Raw genomic sequence first — 26,466 nt, 5'->3', positions numbered from 1 at the left:
TCGGAATACTCCACCCTAATCAGATAAATCCTACTTCTGCCGATTGCTATCATATCGATCAAACTTAAATTCGTTTAATGGTTAAAATGATATGACGCAAAAACAGGCAATCCTGTCACACATCAAAAACAACGCTTTGTTGGATGTCTTGCAGCTTGAACATGCTGGCACTAGCTTTTCTATTACCAACCCAGCTACAGGGGATGTGCTGGGAACTGTTGCCAATATGGGCGCACGGGAAACTGTTGCTGCTATCGCGCACGCTGAGGGTGCGCTTGATGGCTGGCAAGCGCTAGGCGCTTACAAACGCGGCGATATTTTGCATAAATGGGCAAGCCTAATGGCAGAGAACAAGGAAGATCTCGCCGTTATCATGACCCTTGAGCAAGGCAAACCACTGTTTGAAGCGCGCGGCGAGATCGATTATGCGCTTTCATTCTTGCACTGGTTTGCAGAAGAAGGCAAACGCCATTACGGCGAAACAATACCCTCGCACAAAGACGGGGCGCGACTTTTAACAATGCGTCAGCCTATCGGCGTTACAGCTGCCATTACCCCGTGGAACTTTCCTTCCGCCATGATCACGCGGAAAGCAGGGGCTGCCCTTGCTGCTGGCTGCAGTATGATTGTACGCCCAGCAAATGAAACCCCTTTTTCAGCCATCGCGCTGCAATATCTGGCACAGCAAGCTGGTGTTCCGGGTGGTGTTTTTCAAACGATTACAGGCGACCCTGAGCCTATTGTTGGTGAACTGGTAAAAAGTGACAGGGTCCGTGCCCTTAGTTTTACTGGCTCAACACATATTGGTAAAATGCTGGCGAAAAGCAGCATGGATACACTGAAGAAAGTATCAATGGAACTTGGCGGCCATGCCCCGTTCATCGCCCTGCCTGACGCTAAGCTCGATGATATAGTAGAGGGTGTCATGGCAGCCAAATTTGCGACATCCGGGCAAGACTGCCTTGCTGTTAACAAATGCTATATTCCTGAAACACTCTATACCGACTTTTGCGAACGCATCACCAAGCGTGTAAAAGCTCTTAAAGTGGGTAACGGCATGGCAGACGGGGTTGATATTGGCCCGCTTATGCATGAAAACGCCGTACTGAAGTGTGAAGAGCATGTTGCTGACGCCCTAGCAAAAACAGCAAAGCTGACCTGTGGCGGTAAACGCCAAAAGGCTGGCAGCCTGTTTTATGAACCCACCGTACTCACAGATGTTACGCCCGATATGCTTATCCACACAGACGAGACATTTGGGCCTATTCTGCCTGTAAGCCGCTATTCGAACCTGACAGACGTTATTAAGGATGCCAACACGAGCCCCTACGGCCTTGCCGCCTATGTATATGGCCGCGATATTGCCGCCCTGTGGCATGTGGGCGAAAAACTGGAATACGGCATGATTGCTGTGAACACACCTTCCTTTACCGGCCCGCCTGCTCCTTTTGGCGGGTTCAAGCAATCTGGCCTTGGCCGTGAGGGCAGCAAGCACGGCCTCGATGAATATACTGAAATTAAATATATGTGCCTTGGGAATATGTCGACCCTAGCACCAGAATTTGCAGGAGATGCAGCATGACAACAATCAATGACCTAGACAGGAAAACACTGGTCCACCCCTTTGCACACCTTGCAGACCACGATGCAGGTAACACGCCCTCACGCGTGATTAAAAAGGGTAAAGGTATCCGTATTTACGACACGGACGGCATTGAGCTGATTGATGCCTTCTCAGGCCTTTACTGCGTCAACATTGGCTACGGCAATGAAGCTGTAGCGGATGCGATTGCAGAGCAAGCACGCGAACTTGCTTACTATCATGCCTATGCTGGCCACGGCAGCGAGCCATCCATTAAGCTTTCAGACGAAATTTTAAAGTGGTATGGCCCCGGCATGGCACGGGTATTTTATGGCCTTTCGGGGTCTGATGCCAATGAAACACAGGCCAAGATTGTATGGTACTATAATAATGTCCTTGGCCGCCCGGCTAAGAAGAAAATTATCTCACGCCTGCGTGGCTATCACGGGGCCACTGTTATCTCTGGCAGCATGACAGGCCTGCCGTTTTACCACACTGCTTTTGATATGCCGTGTGGCCCCATATTGCACACAACCAACCCGCATTATTATTTTGAAGCAGAAGACGGCATGACAGAAGCCGAGTTTTCAAAAAAATGTGCGCGCGATCTTGAAGAAATGATTTTGAGAGAAGGGCCAGACACGGTTGCAGCCTTTATCGGCGAGCCTATGCTGGGCACAGGCGGCATTATTACACCGCCAGAAAATTACTGGGCAGAAATACAGGCCGTTCTGAACAAATATGATATTCTGCTGATCGCAGATGAAGTGGTTTGCGGCTTTGGGCGCACGGGCGAAAACTTTGGTTCGCACCTCTACGGCATGAAACCTGACCTGATCACAATAGCCAAAGGCCTGACAAGTGCATACCTGCCGCTATCTGGTTCTATTGTCGGCGATAAAGTATGGGACGTGCTGAAACAGGGATCTGAGAAATACGGCCCGTTTAGCCACGGCTACACATACACAGCGCACCCTTTGTGTGCGGCAGCGGGCCTTGCCAACCTGAAAGTTTTGAAAGACAATAACATTGTTGCAAACGCCAAAGACACCGGCGCTTACTTCAATAGTGAACTGAGAAAAGCCTTTAGCCAACACCCCCTTGTTGGTGAAGTGCGCGGCCAAGGCATGCTGGGCGCACTTGAGTTTGTTCAAGACAGAAGCCAAAAACAGCGCTTTGATGCAGCCCTTAAAGTGGGGGCACAAGTTTCTGCTGCCACCCTGAAACGCGGCATTATTGCCCGCGCCATGCCACACGGCGATATTTTAGGGTTTGCCCCGCCGCTGATTACCACAAAAGAGGATGTCGATCACATTATCAAAACTGTGGCAGAAGCAGTAAACGAAGTTACTGACACCCTAACAGCGCAAGGTGTAAAATTGGCCTAACGGTATAGAAAACACTGCTGTCATAAAGAAAGGCCCGCTTAACAAAGCGGGCCTTTTGCTATCACAAGGGCTTAAGCCTCGTTATTTCATCATCAGATCAGACAGAGGGTAGCCAGCATATTCTTTAACCGGCTTGGTAACAAAGTGGGTGAAATACTGGTTAATGCCAATATTGCTTTCAAGCAAACCTTCCATAAAGTTCTGATAGTCCGTAATATTATGAGCAATAACCTTTAGAATATAGTCAATGCCCCCACCAAGTGCGTGGCACTCGAGCACCTCAGGATACTGCTTTATATTACGTTCAAATATCGTAAAGTCACTCGCCCTGTGGCTCCCCAGTGTGATGGTAACATACACAAGGGAGATTTTCATGAAGCGGTTAATATCAACCTGTGCGTGGTAGCTTTTAATGTATTTATCTTTTTCAAGGCGCTTGACGCGTTCGTGACACGGTGTAGGGGAAAGCCCCACAACTTCAGACAGTTTGACACGCGTCATGCGGCCATCTCGCTGCAAAGCCTCGAGTATAGCCACATCAAAGCGGTCAAGTTTATGTGTCATCACAGGCACCTATTTATCAAAAGCATCACAAGCACACATCTTTACCCTACCTCGGTATTATCGGCAAAGTTATATATGATGGATATTCGGCCGTGTGGTAGATCGTTTGTTCTGCGGTCTGTATTTCTGCATCCTCAGCAAATTTATGCCCGGTATTTGGGTTACGGTCAAAGCGCGGGAAATTACTGCTGGAAATATCCACCCGTATCTTGTGCCCCTTTTTAAACAGGTTGCTTGTTGCCCAAAGGTCAATTGTATATTCATACACTTTACCCGGTGTGAGCAGCTTTTCAGACTTGAAAGATTCCCGGTGGCGCGCCCTGATAATACCATCAGCCAAATTATAGGCTTTGCCGTCTGGATGCACATCAACAAGCTTTGCTGTAAAGTCTGTATCGAGCGCAGAAGACGCCGCATATAACGTAACCTCTATTGGCCCTGTCACCTCTGTATCAGCCTCCAGTGGCCCTGTCGTATAGACAAGAATGTCTTTACGCTCTTCAAGGGCAGCTTGGTCATATGGCCCCGCAGGTGTTGTTTTAAACATCAGGTTGCCGCCCAGAGTAGGTACTGGGTTATTCGGGTCATATACAAACTGGTCATGACCTTTTTTGGCTTCAGGCTTTTCTGTACTTAGCGTGCCGTTACCTTGCGCACTGTTAGCGCTGCCTTTGCTGTTAAAATAATATTTTGTGTACTGCGTGCGGGCGAGCGGCCATTCCTGCTCATCACGCCACTTATTTTCGCCCATCACAAACAGGCGTACGGGTGCCTCATTTAGTACGCCGTTTTCTGTGCCCTTCAGCCAGTAGTCGAACCATTTGATATGTATATCGTCAAAGCTAACAACAGCCGCGTCTGTAAAGTCTAATTCACCTAATTTGGCTGACGGGGCTGCTGTGTGCGGCCACGGCCCAATAATGAGCTTTTGAGCATGCCGGTTTTTCTCGCTGCGGGCTTTTTTACCCATATCAGCAAAGCTTGTAAGGTTGCCGCGTAAGAAAACATCATACCAGCCCGCAATATTATAGGCCGGAACATCAATCTGGTCGGCCTGAGCCTCTACATTATATTCCATCCAGTACTCATCATGAGACGGATGTGCCAGCCAATCGCGGAAATGAGGCAGGTCGTGACCAATCGCTTTATCAAGGGTTTTCAGCGGTAAATGTAAAAGCTTTTCATCCCAGTCATAATGGCGAATCTGGTTTGTGCGGCCACTAATAAGCGCCGCCCAACCAATGCGAGATGAAAGCTGGAATGCCCCCCCGGTGTAAGCCACATCCTGATAATAATTATAGGGTGTCATGCGCGGTGCAAGGGCTGTGAGGGAAGGCGCCCGCAGCGGTGCGCTTAACCACTGTACAGATGCAAGGTATGACCCCCCCATCATGCCAACTTTACCGTTTGACCAAGGCTGTTCACCTGCCCAAACCTGCGTATCATAGCCATCTTCAGCTTCATATTTATAAGGGTAATGCTGACCGCCGTCAGAATCATAACGGCCGCGCACGTCCTGGTGGATAAAAACATAGCCTCGTTCTGCCCATGTATAGCCTTCTGCAATATCCTGATCACGCGATCCATTATCATAGGTATCTCGCGTTAAAATAACGGGGTATTTACCGGGTTTTGCTGGCCTGTAAATATCCGTTGAAAGGCGTACGCCGTCCCGCATGGGTACCATTACATTATATTCCGGGATCACGGATTTATTCCCAAAGTGAATGGGGTCAGCAGCATATGCGCCGTGCAGATACGCCGGAGCCACAAGTGCGGCAAACATTAATACTTTAAAGATCAGTCTTTGCATTTCAAAATCCCTTACCTCTTTCATACCATAACAAAACGACACACCGCGTACGCTATAAATGGTTATTTTCTATTTGTGTAAGCCCCGCACCAAGTCCGGCCATAGCAACACCAAATTCATTTAAAGCAACAAGCCAGGCCGCGTTGTTTTCAAGAGAAAACTGCCTTTCCGCTTGCGTCCATGCTGGCATTATCCATGGTTTTTTAAATTTTTCCGCCGCTACTGCGATACGTTTAATGTCTGTCCTGTCGTCACCGTCAAAACAGTAAGTTGACCGGCCCCTTGAAAGCGCAAGGTCTGACGGGCCAACAAAAAGGCCGTCCACTGTTGGCAAAGCCAAAATTGCTTCCACATCAGTGAGTGCCGCAGAAGATTCAACCATTGGGTAACATTTAACCCGGTTATTTTCGTTTTGAAAAAAACCCGCAGGCAAAGCATCATAGCGCACTATGCGCCCCGCTGCATAACTACGGTTACCAAGCGGGGGATATTTTGCATGTGCCGTTACTTCACGGGCATGATCAACGCCCTCCACATGGGGAATAATTACAGCGTCCGCGCCAAAATCCAGCGCCTGCTGGATTGCCATGGCTTCTGGTGCCAAAACCTTGGCGCAAATTTCAAAGCCAAGCGCTTTGCAAAAAGGAATAAACATATTCAACTGGGACTGGTCAAACGCCCCGTGCTCAAGATCCAGCACTAGCCGTGTTAGCCCTTTATCGTGTGCAGCTTCCACCATCATCGGGTTAGGCGTTGAGAGCCAGAAAGCAAAATTCTTAAATTTACTATGCATTTTGATATCCCTTTCTACTGGCCCAAAACATGGTGCCGCTGAACAGGGATGTCTGCTCGCACTTTATTCAAGTAATCAAAGTCTAGTGAGGCAACAATATGGCCTGTTCTCGCCTGTGCGCGGGCCAACACTGTGCCCCACGGGTCAACCACCATTGAATGACCATAAGAAGCCCGTGGTTCACCATTTTCAGAGTATGTGCCCACTTGATTTGTTGCCAGTACATAGGTTTGGGTCTCCATTGCGCGCGACCGGCACAATATTTCCCAGTGATCTTTGCCTGTCATAAGCGTAAAGGCTGCCGGGGCAATAATAATGTCGGCGCCAGCCTTGCTTAATTCGGCATAAAGTTCAGGGAAACGCAAATCGTAGCAAATACTGCAGCCAACTATATGATCATCTACCTTGTAAGTGACAATATTTTCACCGCGCCCAAACACATCGGATTCCCGGAAGACAGCGCCGTCAGGTGCCACAACATCAAACAGGTGAATTTTCCGGTATTTGGCAATTTCGCTGCCCTTGGGGTCAAACACAACTGTTGTATTGTAAAGCCGGTCGCCGTCCCGTTCGATCATGCTTCCGCCGTGCAGATAAACACCATACTCTTTGGCAAGCGACTGTAAAAGCCGATACGCACCACTTTCAGGGAAAACCTGCCCAGCCTCGCGTTTACCTTCCTTTGTGCCACCAAGATATGTAAACAGCTCTGGCAAAACAACCAGCCTTGCGTGTGTATCTGCAACGGCTGAACGCACTGCGTTTTCTGCCTGTTGCAGATTTTCAACGAGGCTATCGCGAGAGTTCATTTGTATTAGGCAAACTTTCATTTTTTTTCCTACATATTCTAAAATATTCAAACAGGTTTCAGGCAGATTTTTCGACCATCTGGGTCGCACCGGTAATATCAGGCAGGCATTCACCGCCGTATAAACGGGCCAGCACCTCAATTTCACGCTGCTGCATATCGAGCGCCGTATTAGCAACCATTATTGCATCGGCTTTCGAGAGAGCGATAACGCCGCTTTCATCGGCCAAAATAGCGTCACCAGGATGAACAATTTGCCCGCCCACAGTAACCGGCACATTAATGGCACCGTCGAGCCCAAGCAGTTTTGTTGTGATAGATGAAGGCCCCCTGCACCACACTGGCAACCCAAGAGAGCGTATTTCTGCAAAATCTGTTGCAGGCCCATCAATAACCGCGCCCACAATGCCCGCACGTTTCATGGCATGGGTAACAACCCCGCCCCAGCAGGCATGCCGGCTATCGCCGCAACGCTCCACAACAACAAAATCGCCCGGGCGTACGGTTTTCAGTAAATAATGCAAGGCTGTTGAGTCTGCATGCGGTATGCGAACTGTTACAGCCGTTCCTGCAACCCGCGCTTCTGGCAATACTGCCCGAATATCGCGGTCTATAAATCCTGTGTGCAGGAAATGACCAACAGTGGCTGTTTCAACTTGCTGCAAAAGTTCCACCAAACTAGGGGAAATTTGCTCGGGCATTTTATGAACATCAAACATTTCTTTCCTTTTCTGACAAAGCCTGAAACGCAACCAAATGCCCAGCTCCCACATCGTGTAACGTTGCTTCTCCCACGCTTCTGGTCACTGCCAATTCAGGGTGCCAACCGCCAAACATAAAGCCCTCTGGGGGCCTTGGGTTTTGTTCTTTAAGGGATATAAGCTCGTAGCTGTCGCCTCTAGACTTCACAAGCCTGGGTGCCGCTTCAAGAAGCGCACATGTATAGGGATGACGCGGGTCATCAAAAACCTGATCACGTGTACCGGCTTCTACCAGTTTGCCCTGATACATAACGGCAATTCTATCGCCGACTTGCTCTGCTACACTCAGGTCATGTGTAATAAAAAGACACGCAAACTTGTGGCGCTGCTGCAAGGCCTTGAACAGCTCTAAAATCTCTTCCTGCACAGTTATATCCAGTGCCGAAACAGGCTCATCAGCAACAACAAAATCAGGCTGCGAAACAAGTGCCCGTGCAATGTTCACCCGCTGCCGCTGCCCCCCTGAAAGCTCGTGAGGGAACCTGTCATAATAGCTTTCATCAAGGCCAACCTCGCGCAGAATATCAAGTGTGGCAGCCCTAACCTTGGCTCTCGTCATGTTGCTTTCATGACGCAGGCCTTCGGCAATGGTTGCCCCAACAAACATCCGGGGATCAAGTGCAGAATATGGATCCTGAAATACCATTTGCATTTTCTGACGAAGCACCAGAAAAGCACTTTTATCTAATGTCCCAATATCGGTTCCATTATAGATAACAGAACCAGAATCAGGCCTGATCAAACCCAGCATTGTTCGGGCCAATGTTGTTTTGCCCGAACCAGACTCGCCCACGACAACAAAGGTTTCGCCTTGCCGCAAATCAAGGCTGACATCATGCAGTACTTTATGCACAGGCTGTGCTTGCCACGGCCACTGACGCCGCCCCCTATAAGCAACAGACACCCCTTTTATTTCGCAAAGCGGCGGTGTTTTCACTTCGGCTTTTATATCAGTGTAGCGAACAGGCAGAGCGCCCATTAGTGACTGTGTATAAGCATGCTTGGGGGCTAGCAAAGTGTCGCTGATAGACCCCATTTCTATCAGATCGCCTTTTTTTATAACAGCAACCTGATCTGCATACTGCGCAACGAGGCCCAGATCATGGGTAATCAACAGCACAGCAACACCCAGTTCGTGCACAATTTCGCACATAATATCCATCACCTGCTTTTGTGCGAGAACATCAAGAGCAGTTGTCGGTTCATCTGCAATCAGCACCGCAGGTTTCATCAGCAAAACACTTGCAAGCAGAATACGCTGGCGCATGCCGCCCGAAAACTCATGCGGAAATTTTGCAAGGCAGGTTTCAGGGTCGGTAATCCGCACCCGCTTCAGCATAGCAATAGATCGTTCGCGGCATTCCCCGTCGGGCAGGTTAAAGTGCCATTTCAGGGCCTCTGCCATTTGAAACCCAACCGTTAAAGTAGGGTTGAGGGAAGTCATTGGCTCTTGGAAAACCATGCCTATGCTGACACCTCTAACGTCTTGCATCTCGCGGGCTGAAAGAGCAGCCAGGTCTTTGCCCTTAAACAGAATACGCCCACCAGATATGTGCCCGCCAGGGGGCAGTAATCTCAGCACAGCTCTGGAGACCATGGTTTTACCGCTACCGGATTCGCCGACTAATGCCAGAATCTTACCTGCATGCAGGCTCGCAGAAAAGCCCTTCACTACGGATACACCGTAGTCTGCACTACCAAAGCGAATACTCAAGCCCTCAAAGCGCAAGAGCGGTTCTGCGGTTTCTTTGGCTATGGTATCTGGTGCTGTCATCACATCTGTCATAGCCCTGACATCCTCGGGTCGTAGCGATCTCTTAGGGCATCGCCGAACAGGTTAATCCCCAGTAGCGTTACAGTGATGGCAAGGCCGGGGAAAATAACAAGCCACGGCGCGATCGAAAAATATATGCGCGCATCAGAAAGCATGCCGCCCCAGCTTGGGTATGGTGGCGGCACGCCTAAACCCAAAAAGCTAAGCGCACTTTCTGATAGAATGGAGAGCGCAAAAAAAACGGTACCCAGCACAATAAGGGGACCAACGCAGTTAGGAATAACGTGCCGAATAACTGTGTAAAGCTCGCTATTGCCCATAACCCGCGAGGCATCGACATACTCTTTTTCCCGGATAGAAAGGACAGACCCCCGCACAACCCTGATTACACTCGGTGTATAAGCAAGACCCAGTGCCAGAACCACACCCCATTTACCCGGGCCGATCGCGCTCATGATAGCAAGCGCAAGAAGCAAACTGGGAAGCGCCATAAACGCATCCGTTACAGACATAACCACCCGGTCAACCCAGTTACCGCAATACCCTGCCAGCGCACCAATGGGCACACCAAGCAGCATAGCAAAAGCAACAACATAAAAACTTACACTTAAACTAACCCACGAGGCCGACATAAGACGGCTAAAAACATCGCGGCCAAACTGATCAGTACCAAACCAGTGATCAGCAGAAGGGGCCGCTAGATATGCCTCAAAATCTAACGCAATAGGGCTGTAGGGCGTATAAATCTGTGCCATCACCGCCAGAATAAACGCAACACTAATAAGGAAAAGGCCTACTGCTCCGTTTACACGGCGCAGGTACCATGGACGGCTACTCGTCATAGTCTTACCCTTGGATCAAGTACTGGATACAGCAGGTCCACACACAAGTTTACAAGCACGTAAACCCCTGCCACAAATATCAACACACCCTGCACAACAGCATAGTCGCGAGCGTATATCGCCTCGACAAGGAAACGCCCCAAACCCGGTAATGTGAAGACAGTTTCAATAACCGCTGCGCCGCCAAGGAGCGAGCCAAGCGTTAAGCCCAGCATTGTAAGTGTGGGTGCAAAAGCATTTTTAAACACATGCCGCCTCAGCACCACACCTTCACTAAGACCTTTTGCACGGGCGTGCGTCACATATTCCTGACGCAGAACTTCAATAGAACTGGCACGCATCATCCGTGTAAGGGTAGCAACCTCCAGAAACACCAGAGACAAAACCGGCATCAGTAGATATTTCATACCGCCGCTGAAGTCCTCGGCAAGCGATACATAGCCAATAGTAGGTAACCAGTTAAGATAAACCCCAAACAAAAAGATGAACATCAGGGCCATCCAAAAACCCGGAATAGACAAAAATACATTCATCAAAAACACGATGGAGAAATCTGTCGGCCTATTTTGCCGCCACGCCGCTACCATACCTGCAGGAATTGCAATCGACGCAGAAAAGAGGATTGCAACAAGAACCACCTGAGCCGTAACAGTAAACCGCGATAGAAGCCCCGTTAAAATATCCTCGCCGGTAATAAGCGAAACCCCAAGATCGCCCCCAAGGGCGCGGCTAAGCCATAGCCAAAACTGCACATAAGCGGGTTTATCCAAACCAAGTTCCAACCGCACTTGTGCCAGTACCGCAGGGTCTGCAAGGTCGCCCACAATAAGAACGGCAGGATCACCGGGGACAGACCGCATCAACATGAAAATAAGGAGCGCAAGAATGAACAGCGTCGGTATCGTCATGATTATTTTTTTAAGTGTATAACTAAACATAACAATCGCCTGTTAGCGCTCCTCTTTCCGCACACCCCATAAACGGGGCCGCCCCATAACCCATGGTTCGTACCCTTGGATGTTCGTGCGGGTTACGTCGGCACCGTATTCGTTGAAAAGCCCGATGATGGGGACCTCGTCGTACATGGCGAGATGGATTTGCTCAAATAGCTGTTTTTGGCGCTCAACAAGGGGCTCCTGCTCTGCCTTTTGCAGCAGTTCCAGCATGGCATGATTATCCCACTGCATATTTGGCTTGTCGTCCTTAAGCCCGAGAAAGCTGTCATAGTTCAATGCAGGATGTGTACGGCCAGAATACCCAAATGCCGAAAGCTGAAAATTTCCACTGAAAAAATCACTAAGCTGGGTTGCCCAGTCTACCACCTCGAGTGGAGCATTTATGCCAACCGCTGTTAGCATTGCTTGAATTGCAATGGCATTTTCAAACATGTACGGAATTTTGCGGTTAGTTTTGATCGTTAGCGCTTGGCCGTGATAGCCCGCCTCTTTCAGCAGCGCCTTTGCCTTTGCCGGGCTATATTCGTACCATGTCTTATGAACAGGGGTATGAAAGGGACTATCAAGGGGTATAGCAGAAGGGTTTGCCTGCGCATTACCAAATGTAGAAATAGCCGCGACCTGATCAATATTGATAGCGTGGGCTATCGCCTTCCTAATGCGAACATCCTTCAGGGTTTCATCGTTTGACTGCATCAAAAGTACAGACCAGGAAAGAAGGTTTTTACCCTGAATTTTAACATCTGGCCTTCTTTTAAAGTCAGGCACCAAATGCAGCGGTAAAAGCGGTAAAATATCAATATTGCCCGAGAGAATACTGGCAACACCAATCGCCATTTCACCCACCACCATAAACCTTATACGGGGAACAAGAGCTTCACGGCGGCCAGCATAACCATCCCGCGGTTCCGTGCGTGCTGAATATTCATCAAATTTAGTCAGCAGCACATATTCACCGCGTTTCCATTCCTCAAACTTATAAGGCCCGGTTGCAATAGGCTCTATCCACGTTCCATCAGCGCTTACAGAATCCGGGTGTAAAATGGCTGTAATACACTGCACATTAGCCATTCGATCGAGAAAAACAGAGCTTGGTTTTTCAAGCTGAAAGACAATAGTTTGCGGGTCTGGTGTTGTGATTTCTTCTATTTTGCTGCTTTGCACATTGCTGCCGTCATACCAGTGCCTGCACCGCCAGCGTGTTGCCGGGTCTAACATGCGGTCCCAGCTCCATTTCACTTCTTTCGACGTCATAACGGATCCGTTATGAAATTTCACCCCGCCCCGCAAGGTAAAGGTAAATCGTGTCATATCGTCTGAAACCTGAATGCTTTTAGCAAGCATAGGGGCAACCGATAAATCAGATCTGTAGGCAACCAGCGATTCCGCAATATGATGTATAACAGTGTCAGTATTACCGTCGCGGGTTACACCGGGGTTTGTACCTTTAATATCACCCTGCAAAACAACCTTCAGCTCATCTGCTTCACTGGGTGCCCATGCACCAACTGGCAATGATCCCAACAGTAAAGTCACAAAGGCAAGAAACAAAAGCCCCTGACCTCGCCTTAGGGAAAACAAAGATATATTTGGCACAGGTAAAATCATTACAGGCTATACTCTGTATAAACAGCCCCGTCGTAAGGAGCGGGCGCAAGCCACATTTTGCCGGCTGTCGTATCCATGATCAAGTTTGCGACAGTGCATGAATAAGCGCCGTCTGCCCGGTAAGCAGGTGTGCGACATATTGCATTAGGGCTGTCAAATTTGTCCGCAAGAATGGTTTTAAAAGTCTCTGCGGTTATCTTGCCATTAGCCGCCTCAAGCTGGCGTCGGGCACGGCCATCGCGGTGCAATGATTCCGGGTGCCGGGCCAAGCTTAAATCTTCAACAGATAACAGCGCTGTTGGGTGCTTGAAATGGTTAGCATGGCTCAAAATGCCTTTTTGCGGCTCAATCCAGAAAGCTGATTTTGGTGTCGTTTCAAGGCAGATAGCCTCACCTTCCCGGTGGCTGATTATAATATTATGGGAAAAAGACCGTTTACTATTAAGCAAAATACCAATCGCTGCCGAATAATTATCCTGTGTGAACATTTTACGGCGCGTAAAAGGTGTTGGAATACCGTTGCTGGTGGTATCATGATTACTTTGTAAACCATTTGCGGTAAGTGCCAAGCCTGCACTGTTCATACCGTGGCGCGCCAATTGCCCAGCCTCGCAAAACAATAGCATGCGCGGGCCAGTTTTAGGTGTAATACGCAAAACGATAGAGGTGTGCGCACAGTCTGGGCGCCAATCCCAGCTTTGGCCGTGCAACAGATTACCTGCCGCCGTTGCCTCAGGCAGGGCCAAAATAGCAGTACAGCCATCAACATCCAAGGAGGCTGTATCTTTTTTCGAGAACGCCAATTCTGTACGGGCATTTAGCAGCAGGATCGCTTCTGTTGGCTGCTCACTACCCGCCGCGATACCGCGTATTTCCTGCCATAGATCATCTGAATATGCAGCAATAACAGGCTCATAATGTTTTGCAGCCAGCAGCGCATCTGCCCACGAGATGCCCCGGCGCTCAAAATCTGCCTGATATAATTGAAGCCCACGAACAATGCGCTCGCCAGCAAGCCGACCATGCTGCTCACCGCATTCAAACGGTGAACCAGATACATCAATTAAAGGGAAAGGCGTTGTCATAGAAATATTATCCACTGTTACTGTCTATTATGTGATTGAGATTGTTTTAAAATGCTGGCGAAGAAGGCTTTTACTGGCTCAAGAAGCTTAAACCCGTCGTGTCCCACACCCGTTACAAGGCTGTACTGTACCGACACGCCTTGTGCCTCGTAACTGTGCCTAAGCGCGGCTAGCCGCTCTAACCTCGTACGGCCTGCATCGTTTACACCCGGCATCCAGAGGGGGTCATCTTCTTCAATAGTGATTTCCCATGTCTCGGTATCATCTGCGCCAACAACCATGTGGACCGCAACACCGCGCATCGATTCATAATCAAGTGCTTGACCAAAGCGGCCTTCAAAGTCTTTCACACCGCAGTGCCAGTTCTGACTTGCGTCCAGTAAAGTCACCATGCCCGGCGCGCCAATTGAAACAGCCTTCAGGGCCTGTGGGTGGAAATAGAAAAACCTGTGAGCAAAGTGACCGCCACCAGAAAAACCATGCATATAGAACGGCACATCTGGAAGCATGTAGCGCCCGCGTACTTCCTTCACCATTTCAAGCAAAATGGTATCAAAATTGAGACCACCCGAACGAAGAAACTTATAATTCGCCTCGGTACCGTCTTCATAAATGCCCGCTGGGAAAAGCGGCGTTAAAACAATACACTTATGTGCGGTTGCAAAATCCTTGAACAGGTCGCGGTAGGTTTGAGGCGTCCGGTTTGAACCATGAATAACAACAATAAGCTGATAGTCTGCTGCACAGTCAAAGCTAAAAGCCTCAGGCACATAAAGATAATACCCAAAGCGCTGATCATACCTTGATGCGACATAAGCAGTTGCGCCCTTTTCATAAACATTAAGCATTGCCAGCTCCTTTTGCGCGGTGCACTTTGGGCTTCCTAATTTGATACCGACGCCACCATAAAATCGGGCCAGTGATTGTTAAAAGCGTAATCACCAAACCACCCAAAAAGCTTAACAACTGACCAAAGCGACCCAATGCAAAATCAACATGAAGTGGGTACATCCACGCAAAGAACGCTTCAACAAAGCTCATGTCTGACGCCTGCTTCTGTGCGGTGACTGCACCTGTCACAGGGTTAATCCAAACCTGCGAAGCTGGCGCGGTTGCGCCGAGGGTGCTATGATAAAAAACCACCCGGTTTAATACGGCACCTGACGTAAAACGAACATTTCGCACTTTGGCAAACGGTATTGCCTCTTTTGCAAGCTTGAGCAATTGAGCATTAGGAAGCGCGACTTCCCCTTCTTGCACAGCAATGGCTTTCGGTGATGTCACCCCTAGAAAAGGTTTTATCTTCGATCCAAAAATCAAAAATATGCCAGTGAACGCCAACAAGAAAATAACAACCAGAGACACCATGCCCGCACTGCGGTGCAGTTCAAAGAGTGTGCGCGTTGTATTTTTAAATGTAACTTTTAAGGATCGCTTTAATCGCTTAAAGCCTGGCCACGCAATGATAATACCCGTCACAATACCAACAACCAGTATTATACCCATAATGCCAATAAAATAAGCGCCCGCCTGCCCCGCCAACAAATCAACATGAAGATCGAACACAAATTGCAAAGCCCGGTCTGCAAAATTTTGTTCGGACACAGTGCCTAGTTCAGGGCGCACCATGAGAAACCCTGCGGCACCTGTATCTGTGATCATTCTACCAACATAGGGGGCACCAGGACTTGCGGGAAAATCGATCCGCCGAACAGACCACTTGGGGTATTGATTTGCTATCAAATCGATGGTGGTTTCTAAAGCGCGCTCTTCACTTTCCAGAACTGGTACTTCTGCAACAGAAATACCAGCGCCAGCCATATGCAAAATATCAGCACGGTAAACGAGGGCCAAGCCAGTAACAGCCTGCAATAAAAGAAATGCTGCCGCAGAAAGCCCCACCCACTTATGTACTGTAAATACCTTCTTTTGCATCCCTGCCTCTTACCGAAACATCGCAACCAAGCACATGATCCAAGTTTTTTTAAAAATAGTAGAAACGTGAAAGTCACAAACCTTTATTTTGGTTTATAATATATAATAAGTACCTCAAGTCAAATATATTAAGTGAAATATTTGGTATTTTGTTAAAATAAGTACCAAAATAGCATTTTCTGAAATGTGGTTCCTGCTATGCTACATGCATGGCAAATTTAAAAAGGCCGCAACAATGGTGCAGCCTTACAAAATCATGTGCTTTTTACTGGAGTAGCAGCGGCTTTATGAACCAAACGATAGCTTGGCCAAACCAAAGCTGCTCTGCGATGCTTTGGTAAGGTGGCTAAACATTAAGTTTGCTGCAGTGGTTCGGTTTCCGTCTGCAACAGCCTCTAAAATGCGCATATGTTCCTGACAAGAGTCCATCATGCGTGCAGCGTGTCTTGCAGCCCTGTTTTCCATAATAAGGCGAAGCTGGTTTTGCTTGCGAATAGCTTCATGGAAAAAATCATTATTCGAAAAGTCAGCCAGCATTTGATGCACTTCTGCGTTTGCTTCAAACACCTCACTGCTCGACATATATTGCAAGCGGCCTTCGCTCATTTCTTTTTGCAAATTATAACAGCGCTGTAACCTTGCCTTATCAACCACAAAGCTATCAGATAAAATAATTCTGGGCTCTAACGCCAAGCGGAACTCATAACTTTTAAAATTAGCTTCCATGGTATTAATGATAGGAAGGCAGCGCCATCCATGGCCCTGCCGCCGCTCAATGAGACCTTCATTGGACATTTTACCCAGAACCTTCATTAAAAGGCCCCTTGCCACATCATACCGGCGCAGCAAATCCGCCTCTGTAAACTGCTCTGGTAGTTTACCGGCTATTTGCTCATTGATAATTGTATCATAGAGATCGCCAAGCGGGTTCGCGGGCGCAGAAATAGCATATTTTTCAAGTTCCTTTTGGTCAACCGCCAAGAAGCGCCCACCACTTTCTTTTGCCTCAACAACACCTTCATCTGCGAGTAAATTAAGCGCAATACGCACTGGTGAACGGGAAACATCAAACTGTTTTGCAAGCGCACGCTCTGTCAAACGATAACCAGGCTCGGCAGAGATCTGCCGCAAGTAGCCTATAATCTGCTTTGACAAATCCATGGGTAAAAGGTTTGCATTATCAGTGGTCATTGTGTGCTTCCTGCGTCGTTGGCCCCGCTTTAGAACCTTCCCTTAGCCTATACAGGCTTGTAAAGTTTGGTTCAATATAAAGAAAAAAAACCAGCTAATTTATCCATACACCTACCATGCGCCCATACGTGAAACGCCTTACCGCGAAGGCACCTTCCCTTCCGTTTGCCAGTAAAAGCCAGAGAATTTTTTCTGTACAGGCCAAACCTGATTCATGGTCGCGCCCTCCCACATCTGGCCACCCTTCATAACATAGCTAACAGTGTTTGTATGACGAATATCGGCAAGTGGATTTTGGTTCAATATCACCAGGTCAGCATATTTACCTGCCTCCAAAGAGCCAATATCAGAATCTAACCCCAAGGCAAAAGCTGCATTAATTGTTGAAGCTTGCAATGTTTCCAAAGGTGTTAAGCCCCCCATCGCCATTGCCCACATCTCCCAGTGGGCACCTAGCCCCTGAAGATTACCGTGTGCCCCCATAACCACTTTGCCACCTTCATGAAAAACTTCGGCTGTCGATTTTGCCAACCATTTAAAATAAAAGTCCTCCTCAGGGCGCATGGTACGGTTGCGGCCCAAGTCTGCCAAAACTGTATATGGAGTAAAGCGCCGCAGCTTTTCATCGCGGAAAACGTCGCTTTGCTGAAAAAAGTAATCTTGTGCTGAACCACCGGTCGAAATGATAAGGGTTGGGGTATAAGATGTCCCAGTAGCGGTTAAAAGTGACCGCATGTCTTTATAAAGAACTTTGGTTTTCACCGCATGCTCAAGGTTTGTATACCCATCCATCAAAAGTGTCATGTTCATGAAAACTTTTGATGCGCCTTCAGCAACTGCATTCATACCTTCCTCGCGTGCAGCCTCCAGCACCCATTGGCGCTGTTCGCGGCGGCGCTGGCTATACTGCTTCACAGCGGTTGCCCCCAGTTTTTTCATGCGTTTCACTTGAATGCGTGCATCATCAAGGCTTTTAACTGGGTTAGAAAAAGGCATGCGCACATAATACATAACCTCGCCCGTGCTATAGCTACGTGGCCCTAATGTACGGCCCATTTCTATCATTTCAGCTTGGGTGAAAACCGCTTGCGAACGGGCTGAAGGGTTTCGTACCGTGGTTACCCCGTAAGCAAGCTGGGCAACATAACCCCAATCATTTTCCGGGAATACTTCCGTATTATAACTGGTACGATAATGGTAATGCACATCAATCAAACCGGGGATAATTGTTTTCCCTGTAACATCTATAACCTTTGCTGTAGCAGGCACCTCAAGTGTGCCTGTATCACCCAGCGCTTTAATCCGGTTATTCTCTACAAGAATATCCCCCTTCTCGATGACACCAGCGCCGCCCATTGTCACAATACGGGCGCCTTGCAGCAAAACCTGCCCTATTCCCATAACTCTGGGTTCAGTAAAGGAAATAGAAGCCATTTCAGGTTTCGCGTTTTCCCCTAACAGCAGAGCATCCTGAAGCGAAAGCCGAAAATATTCAGGCCCCCAGCTCCATGTAATCATATTGCCATTTTCAGCCCAATTTACAAAATAGCCACCCGCTTTACTAAGCTTGATAACCGGTAGTGCGCCTTTTCTCTCAGGGCTCACATAAACGGGCTTGCTGTGCGCCAAAGGCATTGGCACAAGATAGGTTTCAAAATGCTCAGTGAAAACAACCCATTTACCGTCAGGCGACGGTATAACATCGTCAGCAAACCGAAATTCGAGATACTGTTGCTTATCGCTACCATCAAGCCGGACCGAATTGAAATAGGTTGATTGCCGCTTTACCGGTGTTTCGGCAAAAAACACCCGGGTTGCATCTGCATTAAAAACCGGCCGAATAGCCTGCCGCCGGTCGCCGCGTGGCTGCACTGTAATCACATGCTGCGCTACCCCGCCGTCACTTGATATCCAACAGATAGATTTTTGGAGCGTTTCTTCCAGATTTCCTTCACCGCGCTGTTCACCGCCTGAGCTTTTCAGAAAAACCAGTTTCGCATTATCGGCAGACCATGCCAGATTTTCATAAAGCCCCGCGCTTTGTGTAAGACGCACCGTTTCCTTGGTCACAAGAGAGGTTTTGTATATATGGCCAAGGCCTGCATCTGTCCACGCCGTATAGGCCAGCCATTTACCGTCTGGCGAAACAGTGGGCGAATACCCAAGACCGTAGGCTTCCCCAACCGGGGTAACCTTTCCGGTATCAAGCGTATACTGATAGTTTTTACCTGCCGCACTGAAAAATAGCGTTTTTCCGTCAGGTGCTTCGTGGGTCCAACGTAATAACTTAGGCGTAACCGGGCCGTCTTCTATCTTTCTTTTAAAATGTACTGCCTTATGCAGTGTCTGCGTAAATGTGGCCTTGAACGGTATAATCCTAGTGTCTTTATTCTTTAAGTTATAGCGCCGTATTTTACCGTGTGACGCATATATAATTGCAGACCCATCTGGCAAAAAGCTATAGCCCGGCAGTTGGTCGCCGTCGCGAAAGGCATTATCTTGCTGGTCCCAGTCTAGTTCAACGTCCAGCACCTGTTCTGCACCTGAACTTATATCACGTAGAACCATGCGTTCCTGATTATCGAAGCGACGCCCAAACGCGAGAAAGCGCCCATCCGGGCTTACGGCTGGCCTTACAGATCCGCCGTACGCGTCTGCAACTGTGTACGTTTCGCCTGTTAGAAGATTATACCGCTCGATAGTCGCTTTAGCTGTATTGCTACTCTCTGTGTAATATACCCATTTGCCATCAGGTGACGGGGCAGCACCTAACGGGCTGCGAGCTTTGTCAACCAAAGCAACGCCTTCCCCACCCTCTATGCTATAGGCGTATAAAGCACTTGAGTTTGTAAATAGTAAATCATCATGACGGCTTACAAGAATATCTTGACCGTCTGCACTCCACTCTGGCGAAAAGAAACTGGCATCCGCTTCCTCGGTTAGTTTTTGCAAGCCTTCCCCGTCAGGCGCAATGAGCCATATGTTACTGGTACCGCTGCGATCTGATACAAAAACAATGCGTTTTCCGTCTGGTGAAAAGCGTGGCTGGCCATCGTATGCTGGTCCATTTGTAAGCCGCTTTGCCGCACCACCCTTGATAGGCATGATATAAAGGTCGCCCAAAATATCAAAAACCACTTGTTCGCCATCGGGAGAGACATCGAGAGATACCCATGTCGCTTCATCCAGTGATACTTCAAAGGGAATAGATGACCCGCGTATAGCATCCACAGGCCACTCTATTGCAGATGCGCTAGTATGTGCTCTCGCGCACAAGGCCAGCAGAAGAAGAAGACAATATAGATGATGGCAAATAGACACGTTTAACCGCCCACTTTTTACATACGTGAAAGATTTACTACGGTGAAAGTTAAAATAGCCCAAATCGTAACCAATAGGGAAATTTCATACCCTACCGACATCCGGGCTTTACCAATTGTTTTCATGCTAACGTGTAAAACGGCATATGAAAGAGGCAACAATAAAATATTATTAATATTAGCGCCCTTTAAAACAAGCTCCAGTGCACCGGGGTTAACAAGAATAAAAAGCAACCACACAAACGGGAAAAAGATTTGTAAAATACGAACCCACCGTGTTTTCCCCGCTGCATCTACTATAGGTTTCACGCCAGCTTTTTGTAGAAAGTCCACAGCAATGCGTGCTGAGGCCGCAGCAACAACAAGCAATGACGAAAACAAAGTGCAAAACCCACCAAGCATAAAAATATAGTATGCCCAAGAACCGATTGTTTCCGTAAAGATGAGAGACACCTGCTCAACAACACGCATACCCTGCGGGATGATATTGTTGTCTGCCAATACTGAGGCTCCCAACACATAATATGAACTCGTGATCGACAGAGCGATTGCCATACATACCAGCGCATCTAGCTTGACAACACGCATCCAACCTTTATAGCGCTCTTCCCATTCAGCAGAACCATCCGGCTTCCCCACAAAACCCGGGTAGCCCTTTTCTTGTATCAAATATGGGTACATAAAGAGTTCAGTAGCAGTGGTGCCCACTGCCCCCATCAGGGCAAGTGCCACAAAAGCGCCCTCTGCGGGCAATTCAAATGTTAGGCCAGAGAGAATATCATCAGGTGAAATTGCGTAAGGTGTCCATTGAAGCACAAACACAGAGCCAATCACGATAAGACTAAAACCAGTAACAAGAACCATAACCATCGTTTCAAGGTCGCTGTAAAGGCCGCGCCATAACAATGCCGTCATAATCAAAAAGACTACAACAGCCCACAATTTTTCAGAACCAAATGGGAAAATGGTAGCCATAAGGCCGGACACAGAACCCAATATGCCAATAAGGGAGAGCATGACGGCGAAAAAACCAATCACACAGACCCATACCATCCAAGATATACCAACAAAGCGAACGCCTGAAACTTTGTCTAAAATATCGATCGTTGAACTGTTACCAATGATGGCTTGCCTGCCTAATTCCAGTTGAATGAAGAACTTCACGATACACGCAAGAATAACACCCCACAGGAAAACAAAACCCACTTCAGCGCCCATTCTTGTCGTTACCAACAATTCGCCAGAGCCTACCACAGACCCTGAGATAACAATCCCAGGGCCTATGTTTTTGAGTATGTGCTTAAAACCTGACGGGGCATTTCTAATCGTACTCACTGTACTCATGACATTACCTTTCCAGGCATTAAAATCAGTTACTTACGGTTGTTTGATAACAATAGCCTTACCGGTCCACTCCAATGGGTCTACGGCATCAACCACATGGGGCACCCTCTTGCCGTTAACCAGAAAAGAAACCTCGATTTTTACTGGAGCCGTATCTTTCAATCCAAAATGGACAGGGACAGCGCTTTGTGAATTATAACCATCACCGGTCGAAACCAAGCGGGTTGCAAGTATATTACCTTTTGCATCAAAGATACGTACTTCTGACCCGGCTTTGGTATAGTTTCCAGCTGAATCTAGCACCAGAACCTTCAAGGAATTTTGCCTGCCCTCAAGCGGCATTTCACTCCGTAACAATGGGTGAGACCCATCCTCAGGGTACCCTTCTGTCAGCGAGACATCCAGATCGCCATCATTGTCAAAATCAACCCATTGTATACCGTGATCAGAAGCGTTTAGCGGGCTGTCTGCCGTGAGAATATTGGTAAATTTACCATTTTCATTCTCATATAACCGATCATCTGCTTTTGAAGCTTCATCCACTGTCATATAACCCGCTACATACAGGTCAAGATCACCATCGTTATCATAATCTGCCCAGCTTGCCCCAACCATATGGTTGGCCCCAGTTATGCCAGAAATAGCAGCGATTTCTTTAAAGATCCCATTTCCGACATTACGATATAAAAGGTCGGCACCGTATGTAGGGACAAACAGGTCTAGGTGGCCGTCATTGTCAAAATCACCAACGGTACAGCCAACGCCGCCTTCTTCTGTAGTTCTTGCAATTTTCCCAATGTCACTTTTAGCAGCAATATCTGAGAATGTTCCATTGGTGTTTTCATACAGAGCATCATTGTCACCGCTCATGTTGGTCGTAAACAGATCTAGATCACCATCTTCATCCATATCAAACCAGCAAGCACCTACAGTATGACGTTTCTCTGTAAAACCTACGCTCTCACTGACATCGGTAAAAGTACCATTATGGTTTTGCAGCAAGTGATTTGGCCCACTTCTATCGGGAACAAAAATGTCCAGATCGCCGTCTCCATCATAGTCAATCATGCTGGCCTGACGGCTATTAACATTTTCAAGGGCTAGAGCTGTCCCGTCACTAACCGCAACAAATTTTGTTCCCTGATCATTTCTATATAAAGTGTTATAACTTGGTAATGGCCTGATCTGTGTACCTACATACAAATCCAGATCGCCGTCTCCATCATAATCGCCCCATGCGGCGGACCGTACCTGCTGAGGGCCTTCCGTTGGCAAACCTGCAACAGCGCCAACATTCTTAAAAACATTGTTATTATTTTGGAAAAGGCGAATTTCACCATTTCCGAATGTCACAACAAAATCTAGGTCGCCATCATTATCATAATCACCCCAAGCATTTGACAAAGCGCCTGGTGTTGCAAAAAGCTCCGTTTGAACGGAGGTGAACTTGATCTCCGTAGGGCTTAATGAGTTAGCACATGCCGACACCCCTAAGGCCATTGAAGAAAGTAGTACAAAACGATTTAAGAAAGACTTGGTCATGGATATATACACCTGCAACTCCTGAAAATAACAAAACTTGAGTAACGGGGGAACACACACCGCATTCCCCCAACACATATTTTATTTAATAGCCATTCTAAGTTGTTTAGAATGTCACGCCGGTTCGTAGAATAATTGTACGGCCTCGCCCTGCATCATACAGCGAGTTCGCTGAAGTAGCGGCTTGCGCAAAATATGTAATATACTGCTGATCAAGAAGGTTACTAACAGACAAGCTCACTTCAAACGGGCTCAGATCAACAGATACAGAGGCATCGACCGTTGTATAGTTATCGAAGCTTGCAACCTCAGCACCAGCAGCATTCAGGAACGACTTGCTGAAGTATGTGAAAGCTTGAACGCGACCACTAAATTTGCCTTTTGGTGTAATATCCATAGACAGACTTAAACGGTCTGGCCCAATTTCACTTGCACCAAGGTCCCTGTCCAGCACACCGTCGTCATTGCTGTCATACACACCGTTCAACAGAGAGTAGCCAGCCCCCAAAGAGAGCCATTCAGCTGGGCGTAATTTACCGGAAACTTCCCAACCACTGGTTTTTGTTGCTTGGCGAGCAAGGTCAAATGTACCGTCGTCCCGCGCTATCAACCGTGAACCAAAGTCAGAAGACGATTCAAAATAGTTCAGTCGAAGTTCCCACTTGTCAGCAACATAGGAGGCACCCACTTCTTTGTTAGCCGTCACAAGCGGCCCAATATCCAGAAGCGTGTTAATGCTTTCACCAAACGTTGAAACAGAGCGCAGCACACGCCCAACATCAGGCATTGAGAAGGCCTCAGCATAGGAAGCATAAACAGTTAATTTGTCAGTTGGCGTAATAACCAGGCCTGCATTAAACAAGAAATCATCAAAACTACGCTTACCACCTTCAACAGGCACAGGCAGGAAGTCACTGCTCGCACGGTTACCTGCGCGCGTGATATAGTCTGGCACTTTCAGGTTTGCCACTTCCCAGCGGATACCGCCAGACAGTGTTGCCCATTCAGCAAGCTCATAGTTTAACTGCATAAATGGTGCATAGTTAAAGAATGTGGTTGGCGGTACTGAAACTCGTCCTGTCAACACAAGCGGCTGCGCTGTCTGGTCACGCAGGAAGTCAAAACCAAGAATAAGGTTCAAGGGCAGACCGCCTATATCATCAAGCCCGTATGTTAAGCGTGATCCATATTTTTCAGAATTATTCTGGGATTGCTCCAGTAGTGTACCAACAACAGCAATAGCTGGATCTTGAAAGGATGCTACAATATCAGCACCGTAAAGGGCCTGAAATTTCTGGTAATAAGCCTGAAGCACAAACCGGCCACCCATAAAATCATCATGGTGGTAATCAAACGACATGGTCGTCACATCGTTGTACGGTAGGCCGCCCTCTGGATCGCCCTCAATCGAAGTTGTAGGAATACCAAGCGTACGGTCGCCGTCTAGCGGGATGTAATTACCGTTCTGTTCCAGATAAAAGTCATTTACCATAAACTGAAAGCGCTGGTCTTCATCTGGCTCGTAGCCAACCTTACCAAAGAAGTTACGACTATAGGAATCTGCCACATCACCCTGAAAGTTTGAAATACCAATGGCATTATCATTTGCATCAAACATCAAACCACGCTCTTCATAGCTTGCTGATGCAGTGACATCCCATTTTTCAAACTTTTTCGCGACCAGATAATGCGCACGCCAGCCAAAGCTATCGCCGTTAAAATCATCATTAGAGGTAAGAGAAACAGACGCCCGCTGATGCAACTCACCGGTTTTTGGCGGGCTAACGGTAATATAGTTGATCATACCACCGGTACCACCAAGACCCTGAATAGCATTCGCACCAAAAATAACCTCAATACGCTCAATAACCTCAAGATCAATCGTGAAGCCTTCGCGGGCACCAGGGCGCAGCGGTGTTGATTGCGGCACACCGTCAATCAGGAACAAAGGGGTCCGACCACGGAATGTCTCGCCAGACCCTGTAAGCTTTTGCCGGCTTGGCGCAAAGCTTGGTACCATGTTCGCCAGCGCTTCCGCCGGGTTAGTTGACAGAGACTGCTGCAAACGCACTTCATCTTCCCTGAAAACATCAATCTTGATTGGAATATCTTTACCGCTTTTACCTGCACGGAATGACTGAATGATAATTTCTTCCAGTTGCTCTGGGGCATCAGCATCGCTTGACTGTGCAATTGCCGGCATACCAAGCGCAAGGGACATAATGCCCGCGCCAGCCCTTAACATGTTCTTTTTAATTTTATAACTTTTCAACTCACATCTCCCTGTAATGTTTCAGTCTCGTATCCAATAAACCTTGCTGGCAACTGAAAACTGCCTATTGCAAAATCCATCCCTTCACTTTCGAACCTAAGCCCTCCACCACTTTATCATTTAGGTATAAATAACCTACACACCAATATGGTCATTAATTATTATAAAATACCTTATTTTTGGCGAATTTACTTATAATTATGGTATTTATATTAAAAAGTACCAAATAGCAAGTGCATTTTTGTATTTATAGCATGAGATATACCAAATAAAAACTTTTACACGAACGTAAGCAAGGCCAATTTTACGCCAGATACCCCCTCTAAAAGGAGACGTTAAATAAAAATAAATACATTTATAATAATTAGTTAACGTTAAAAGTATGCCAAAATACGCACAAAATTGATGGTGTTTATTTTTGGTACTAATTAATTACAAATACCAAAAATAATTTTCCCATTAGATAGAAATCTTTTTGAAGCATACCTAACAAGAGCGTGCCTGCCTGAAACAAGCTCCAGAGCACACTATAAATCCACAAGGCTTTTGGTATGTTACTATGCCATGTGGCACAGAGATAAGCACAAGCTTGCTACGCTAGTTATGGGTACTGTAAGGAATATAATAAGGGAGAGGGATTCTATTTCACTGAAAGAGGCGACACGGATACAGATGGTAGCAAGATAATACACAACCTTGCCCTCAGCTATCGCCTGCAGATAATTTTAAAGAGAAAAACACATGCCACAGACTGAAAGGCTCATGCCCCCGAAAGCAGCATGCTAACCAGCGCCAACGTATCTGCATGCACCTTAACGTCAATAAATATGTCATTGCATAGGGAAAACACAGCAATACACCCTGCATAGGTTCATCTGCAGGCATGCT

General features: G+C 47.6%; 19 protein-coding genes. 2 read left to right on the top strand and 17 right to left on the bottom strand.

The genetic code is table 11. The features are described from left to right. The first annotated feature begins 91 nt into the window (after positions 1–91). Together ICL80_RS06745 and ICL80_RS06740 are read left to right on the top strand one after the other, a co-directional pair. Positions 92–1,582, top strand: coding sequence for an NAD-dependent succinate-semialdehyde dehydrogenase (locus tag ICL80_RS06745; RefSeq protein WP_194215329.1), 1,491 nt, complete (start codon positions 92–94; stop codon positions 1,580–1,582). Then, the gene (locus ICL80_RS06740; protein WP_194215328.1) at positions 1,579–2,970 is read left to right on the top strand and encodes an aminotransferase; all 1,392 of its coding nucleotides are present in this window, start codon (positions 1,579–1,581) and stop codon (positions 2,968–2,970) included. The genes ICL80_RS06745 and ICL80_RS06740 overlap by 4 nt, the downstream gene beginning before the upstream one ends. Before the next feature lie 81 nt (positions 2,971–3,051). On the opposite strand, the gene ICL80_RS06735 is transcribed toward ICL80_RS06740, so the two are convergent. The 17 genes from ICL80_RS06735 to ICL80_RS06655 form a co-directional block, all read right to left on the bottom strand. Continuing rightward, positions 3,052–3,534, bottom strand: coding sequence for an Lrp/AsnC family transcriptional regulator (locus tag ICL80_RS06735; protein ID WP_194215327.1), 483 nt, complete (start codon positions 3,532–3,534; stop codon positions 3,052–3,054). A 46-nt stretch (positions 3,535–3,580) separates the two neighbouring features. Continuing rightward, positions 3,581–5,347: a CocE/NonD family hydrolase gene (locus ICL80_RS06730; protein ID WP_194215326.1), complete on the bottom strand. Its 1,767-nt coding sequence runs from the start codon at positions 5,345–5,347 to the stop codon at positions 3,581–3,583. 52 nt (positions 5,348–5,399) lie between these two features. Further along, positions 5,400–6,140: an HpcH/HpaI aldolase family protein gene (locus tag ICL80_RS06725; RefSeq protein ID WP_194215325.1), complete on the bottom strand. Its 741-nt coding sequence runs from the start codon at positions 6,138–6,140 to the stop codon at positions 5,400–5,402. A gap of 14 nt (positions 6,141–6,154) precedes the next feature. Beyond that, the gene (locus ICL80_RS06720; protein WP_194215324.1) at positions 6,155–6,970 is read right to left on the bottom strand and encodes a carbon-nitrogen hydrolase family protein; all 816 of its coding nucleotides are present in this window, start codon (positions 6,968–6,970) and stop codon (positions 6,155–6,157) included. Positions 6,971–7,007: 37 nt separating this feature from the next. Then, positions 7,008–7,667 (bottom strand): RraA family protein, encoded by a 660-nt coding sequence (locus ICL80_RS06715; protein ID WP_194215323.1) that lies wholly within the window; start codon positions 7,665–7,667, stop codon positions 7,008–7,010. Continuing rightward, positions 7,660–9,495 (bottom strand): dipeptide ABC transporter ATP-binding protein, encoded by a 1,836-nt coding sequence (locus ICL80_RS06710; protein WP_228073840.1) that lies wholly within the window; start codon positions 9,493–9,495, stop codon positions 7,660–7,662. Before ICL80_RS06710 ends, ICL80_RS06715 begins: the two co-directional genes overlap by 8 nt. Further along, positions 9,492–10,325, bottom strand: a complete 834-nt coding sequence (locus ICL80_RS06705; protein WP_194215322.1) for an ABC transporter permease — start codon at positions 10,323–10,325, stop codon at positions 9,492–9,494. Before ICL80_RS06705 ends, ICL80_RS06710 begins: the two co-directional genes overlap by 4 nt. Then, positions 10,322–11,263: an ABC transporter permease gene (locus ICL80_RS06700; RefSeq protein WP_194215321.1), complete on the bottom strand. Its 942-nt coding sequence runs from the start codon at positions 11,261–11,263 to the stop codon at positions 10,322–10,324. The genes ICL80_RS06705 and ICL80_RS06700 overlap by 4 nt, the downstream gene beginning before the upstream one ends. Positions 11,264–11,275: 12 nt before the next feature. Continuing rightward, positions 11,276–12,877, bottom strand: a complete 1,602-nt coding sequence (locus ICL80_RS06695; RefSeq protein WP_194215320.1) for an ABC transporter substrate-binding protein — start codon at positions 12,875–12,877, stop codon at positions 11,276–11,278. A gap of 11 nt (positions 12,878–12,888) precedes the next feature. Further along, positions 12,889–13,974 (bottom strand): C45 family autoproteolytic acyltransferase/hydolase, encoded by a 1,086-nt coding sequence (locus tag ICL80_RS06690; protein ID WP_194215319.1) that lies wholly within the window; start codon positions 13,972–13,974, stop codon positions 12,889–12,891. A 17-nt stretch (positions 13,975–13,991) separates the two neighbouring features. After that, positions 13,992–14,822 (bottom strand): alpha/beta hydrolase, encoded by an 831-nt coding sequence (locus ICL80_RS06685; protein WP_194215318.1) that lies wholly within the window; start codon positions 14,820–14,822, stop codon positions 13,992–13,994. Next, complete coding sequence (locus ICL80_RS06680) at positions 14,815–15,909, bottom strand: PepSY-associated TM helix domain-containing protein (RefSeq protein WP_194215317.1); 1,095 nt, start codon at positions 15,907–15,909, stop codon at positions 14,815–14,817. The genes ICL80_RS06685 and ICL80_RS06680 overlap by 8 nt, the downstream gene beginning before the upstream one ends. A 285-nt stretch (positions 15,910–16,194) precedes the next feature. After that, the gene (locus ICL80_RS06675) at positions 16,195–17,100 is read right to left on the bottom strand and encodes a GntR family transcriptional regulator (protein WP_194215316.1); all 906 of its coding nucleotides are present in this window, start codon (positions 17,098–17,100) and stop codon (positions 16,195–16,197) included. A gap of 138 nt (positions 17,101–17,238) precedes the next feature. Then, positions 17,239–20,331, bottom strand: coding sequence for an amidohydrolase family protein (locus ICL80_RS06670; protein ID WP_194215315.1), 3,093 nt, complete (start codon positions 20,329–20,331; stop codon positions 17,239–17,241). A 107-nt stretch (positions 20,332–20,438) separates the two neighbouring features. Next, positions 20,439–21,764: an Nramp family divalent metal transporter gene (locus ICL80_RS06665; protein WP_194215314.1), complete on the bottom strand. Its 1,326-nt coding sequence runs from the start codon at positions 21,762–21,764 to the stop codon at positions 20,439–20,441. Between the two features lie 33 nt (positions 21,765–21,797). After that, positions 21,798–23,306 (bottom strand): CRTAC1 family protein, encoded by a 1,509-nt coding sequence (locus ICL80_RS06660; RefSeq protein ID WP_194215313.1) that lies wholly within the window; start codon positions 23,304–23,306, stop codon positions 21,798–21,800. A gap of 106 nt (positions 23,307–23,412) precedes the next feature. Further along, positions 23,413–25,578 (bottom strand): TonB-dependent receptor, encoded by a 2,166-nt coding sequence (locus ICL80_RS06655; protein ID WP_194215312.1) that lies wholly within the window; start codon positions 25,576–25,578, stop codon positions 23,413–23,415. Positions 25,579–26,466 lie beyond the last annotated feature (888 nt).

This window comes from Kordiimonas pumila (assembly GCF_015240255.1).
Classification (GTDB): domain Bacteria; phylum Pseudomonadota; class Alphaproteobacteria; order Sphingomonadales; family Kordiimonadaceae; genus Kordiimonas; species Kordiimonas pumila.
The sequence above is the reverse complement of the archived record's forward strand: the minus strand, read 5'-3'. Positions and strand labels throughout refer to the sequence as shown.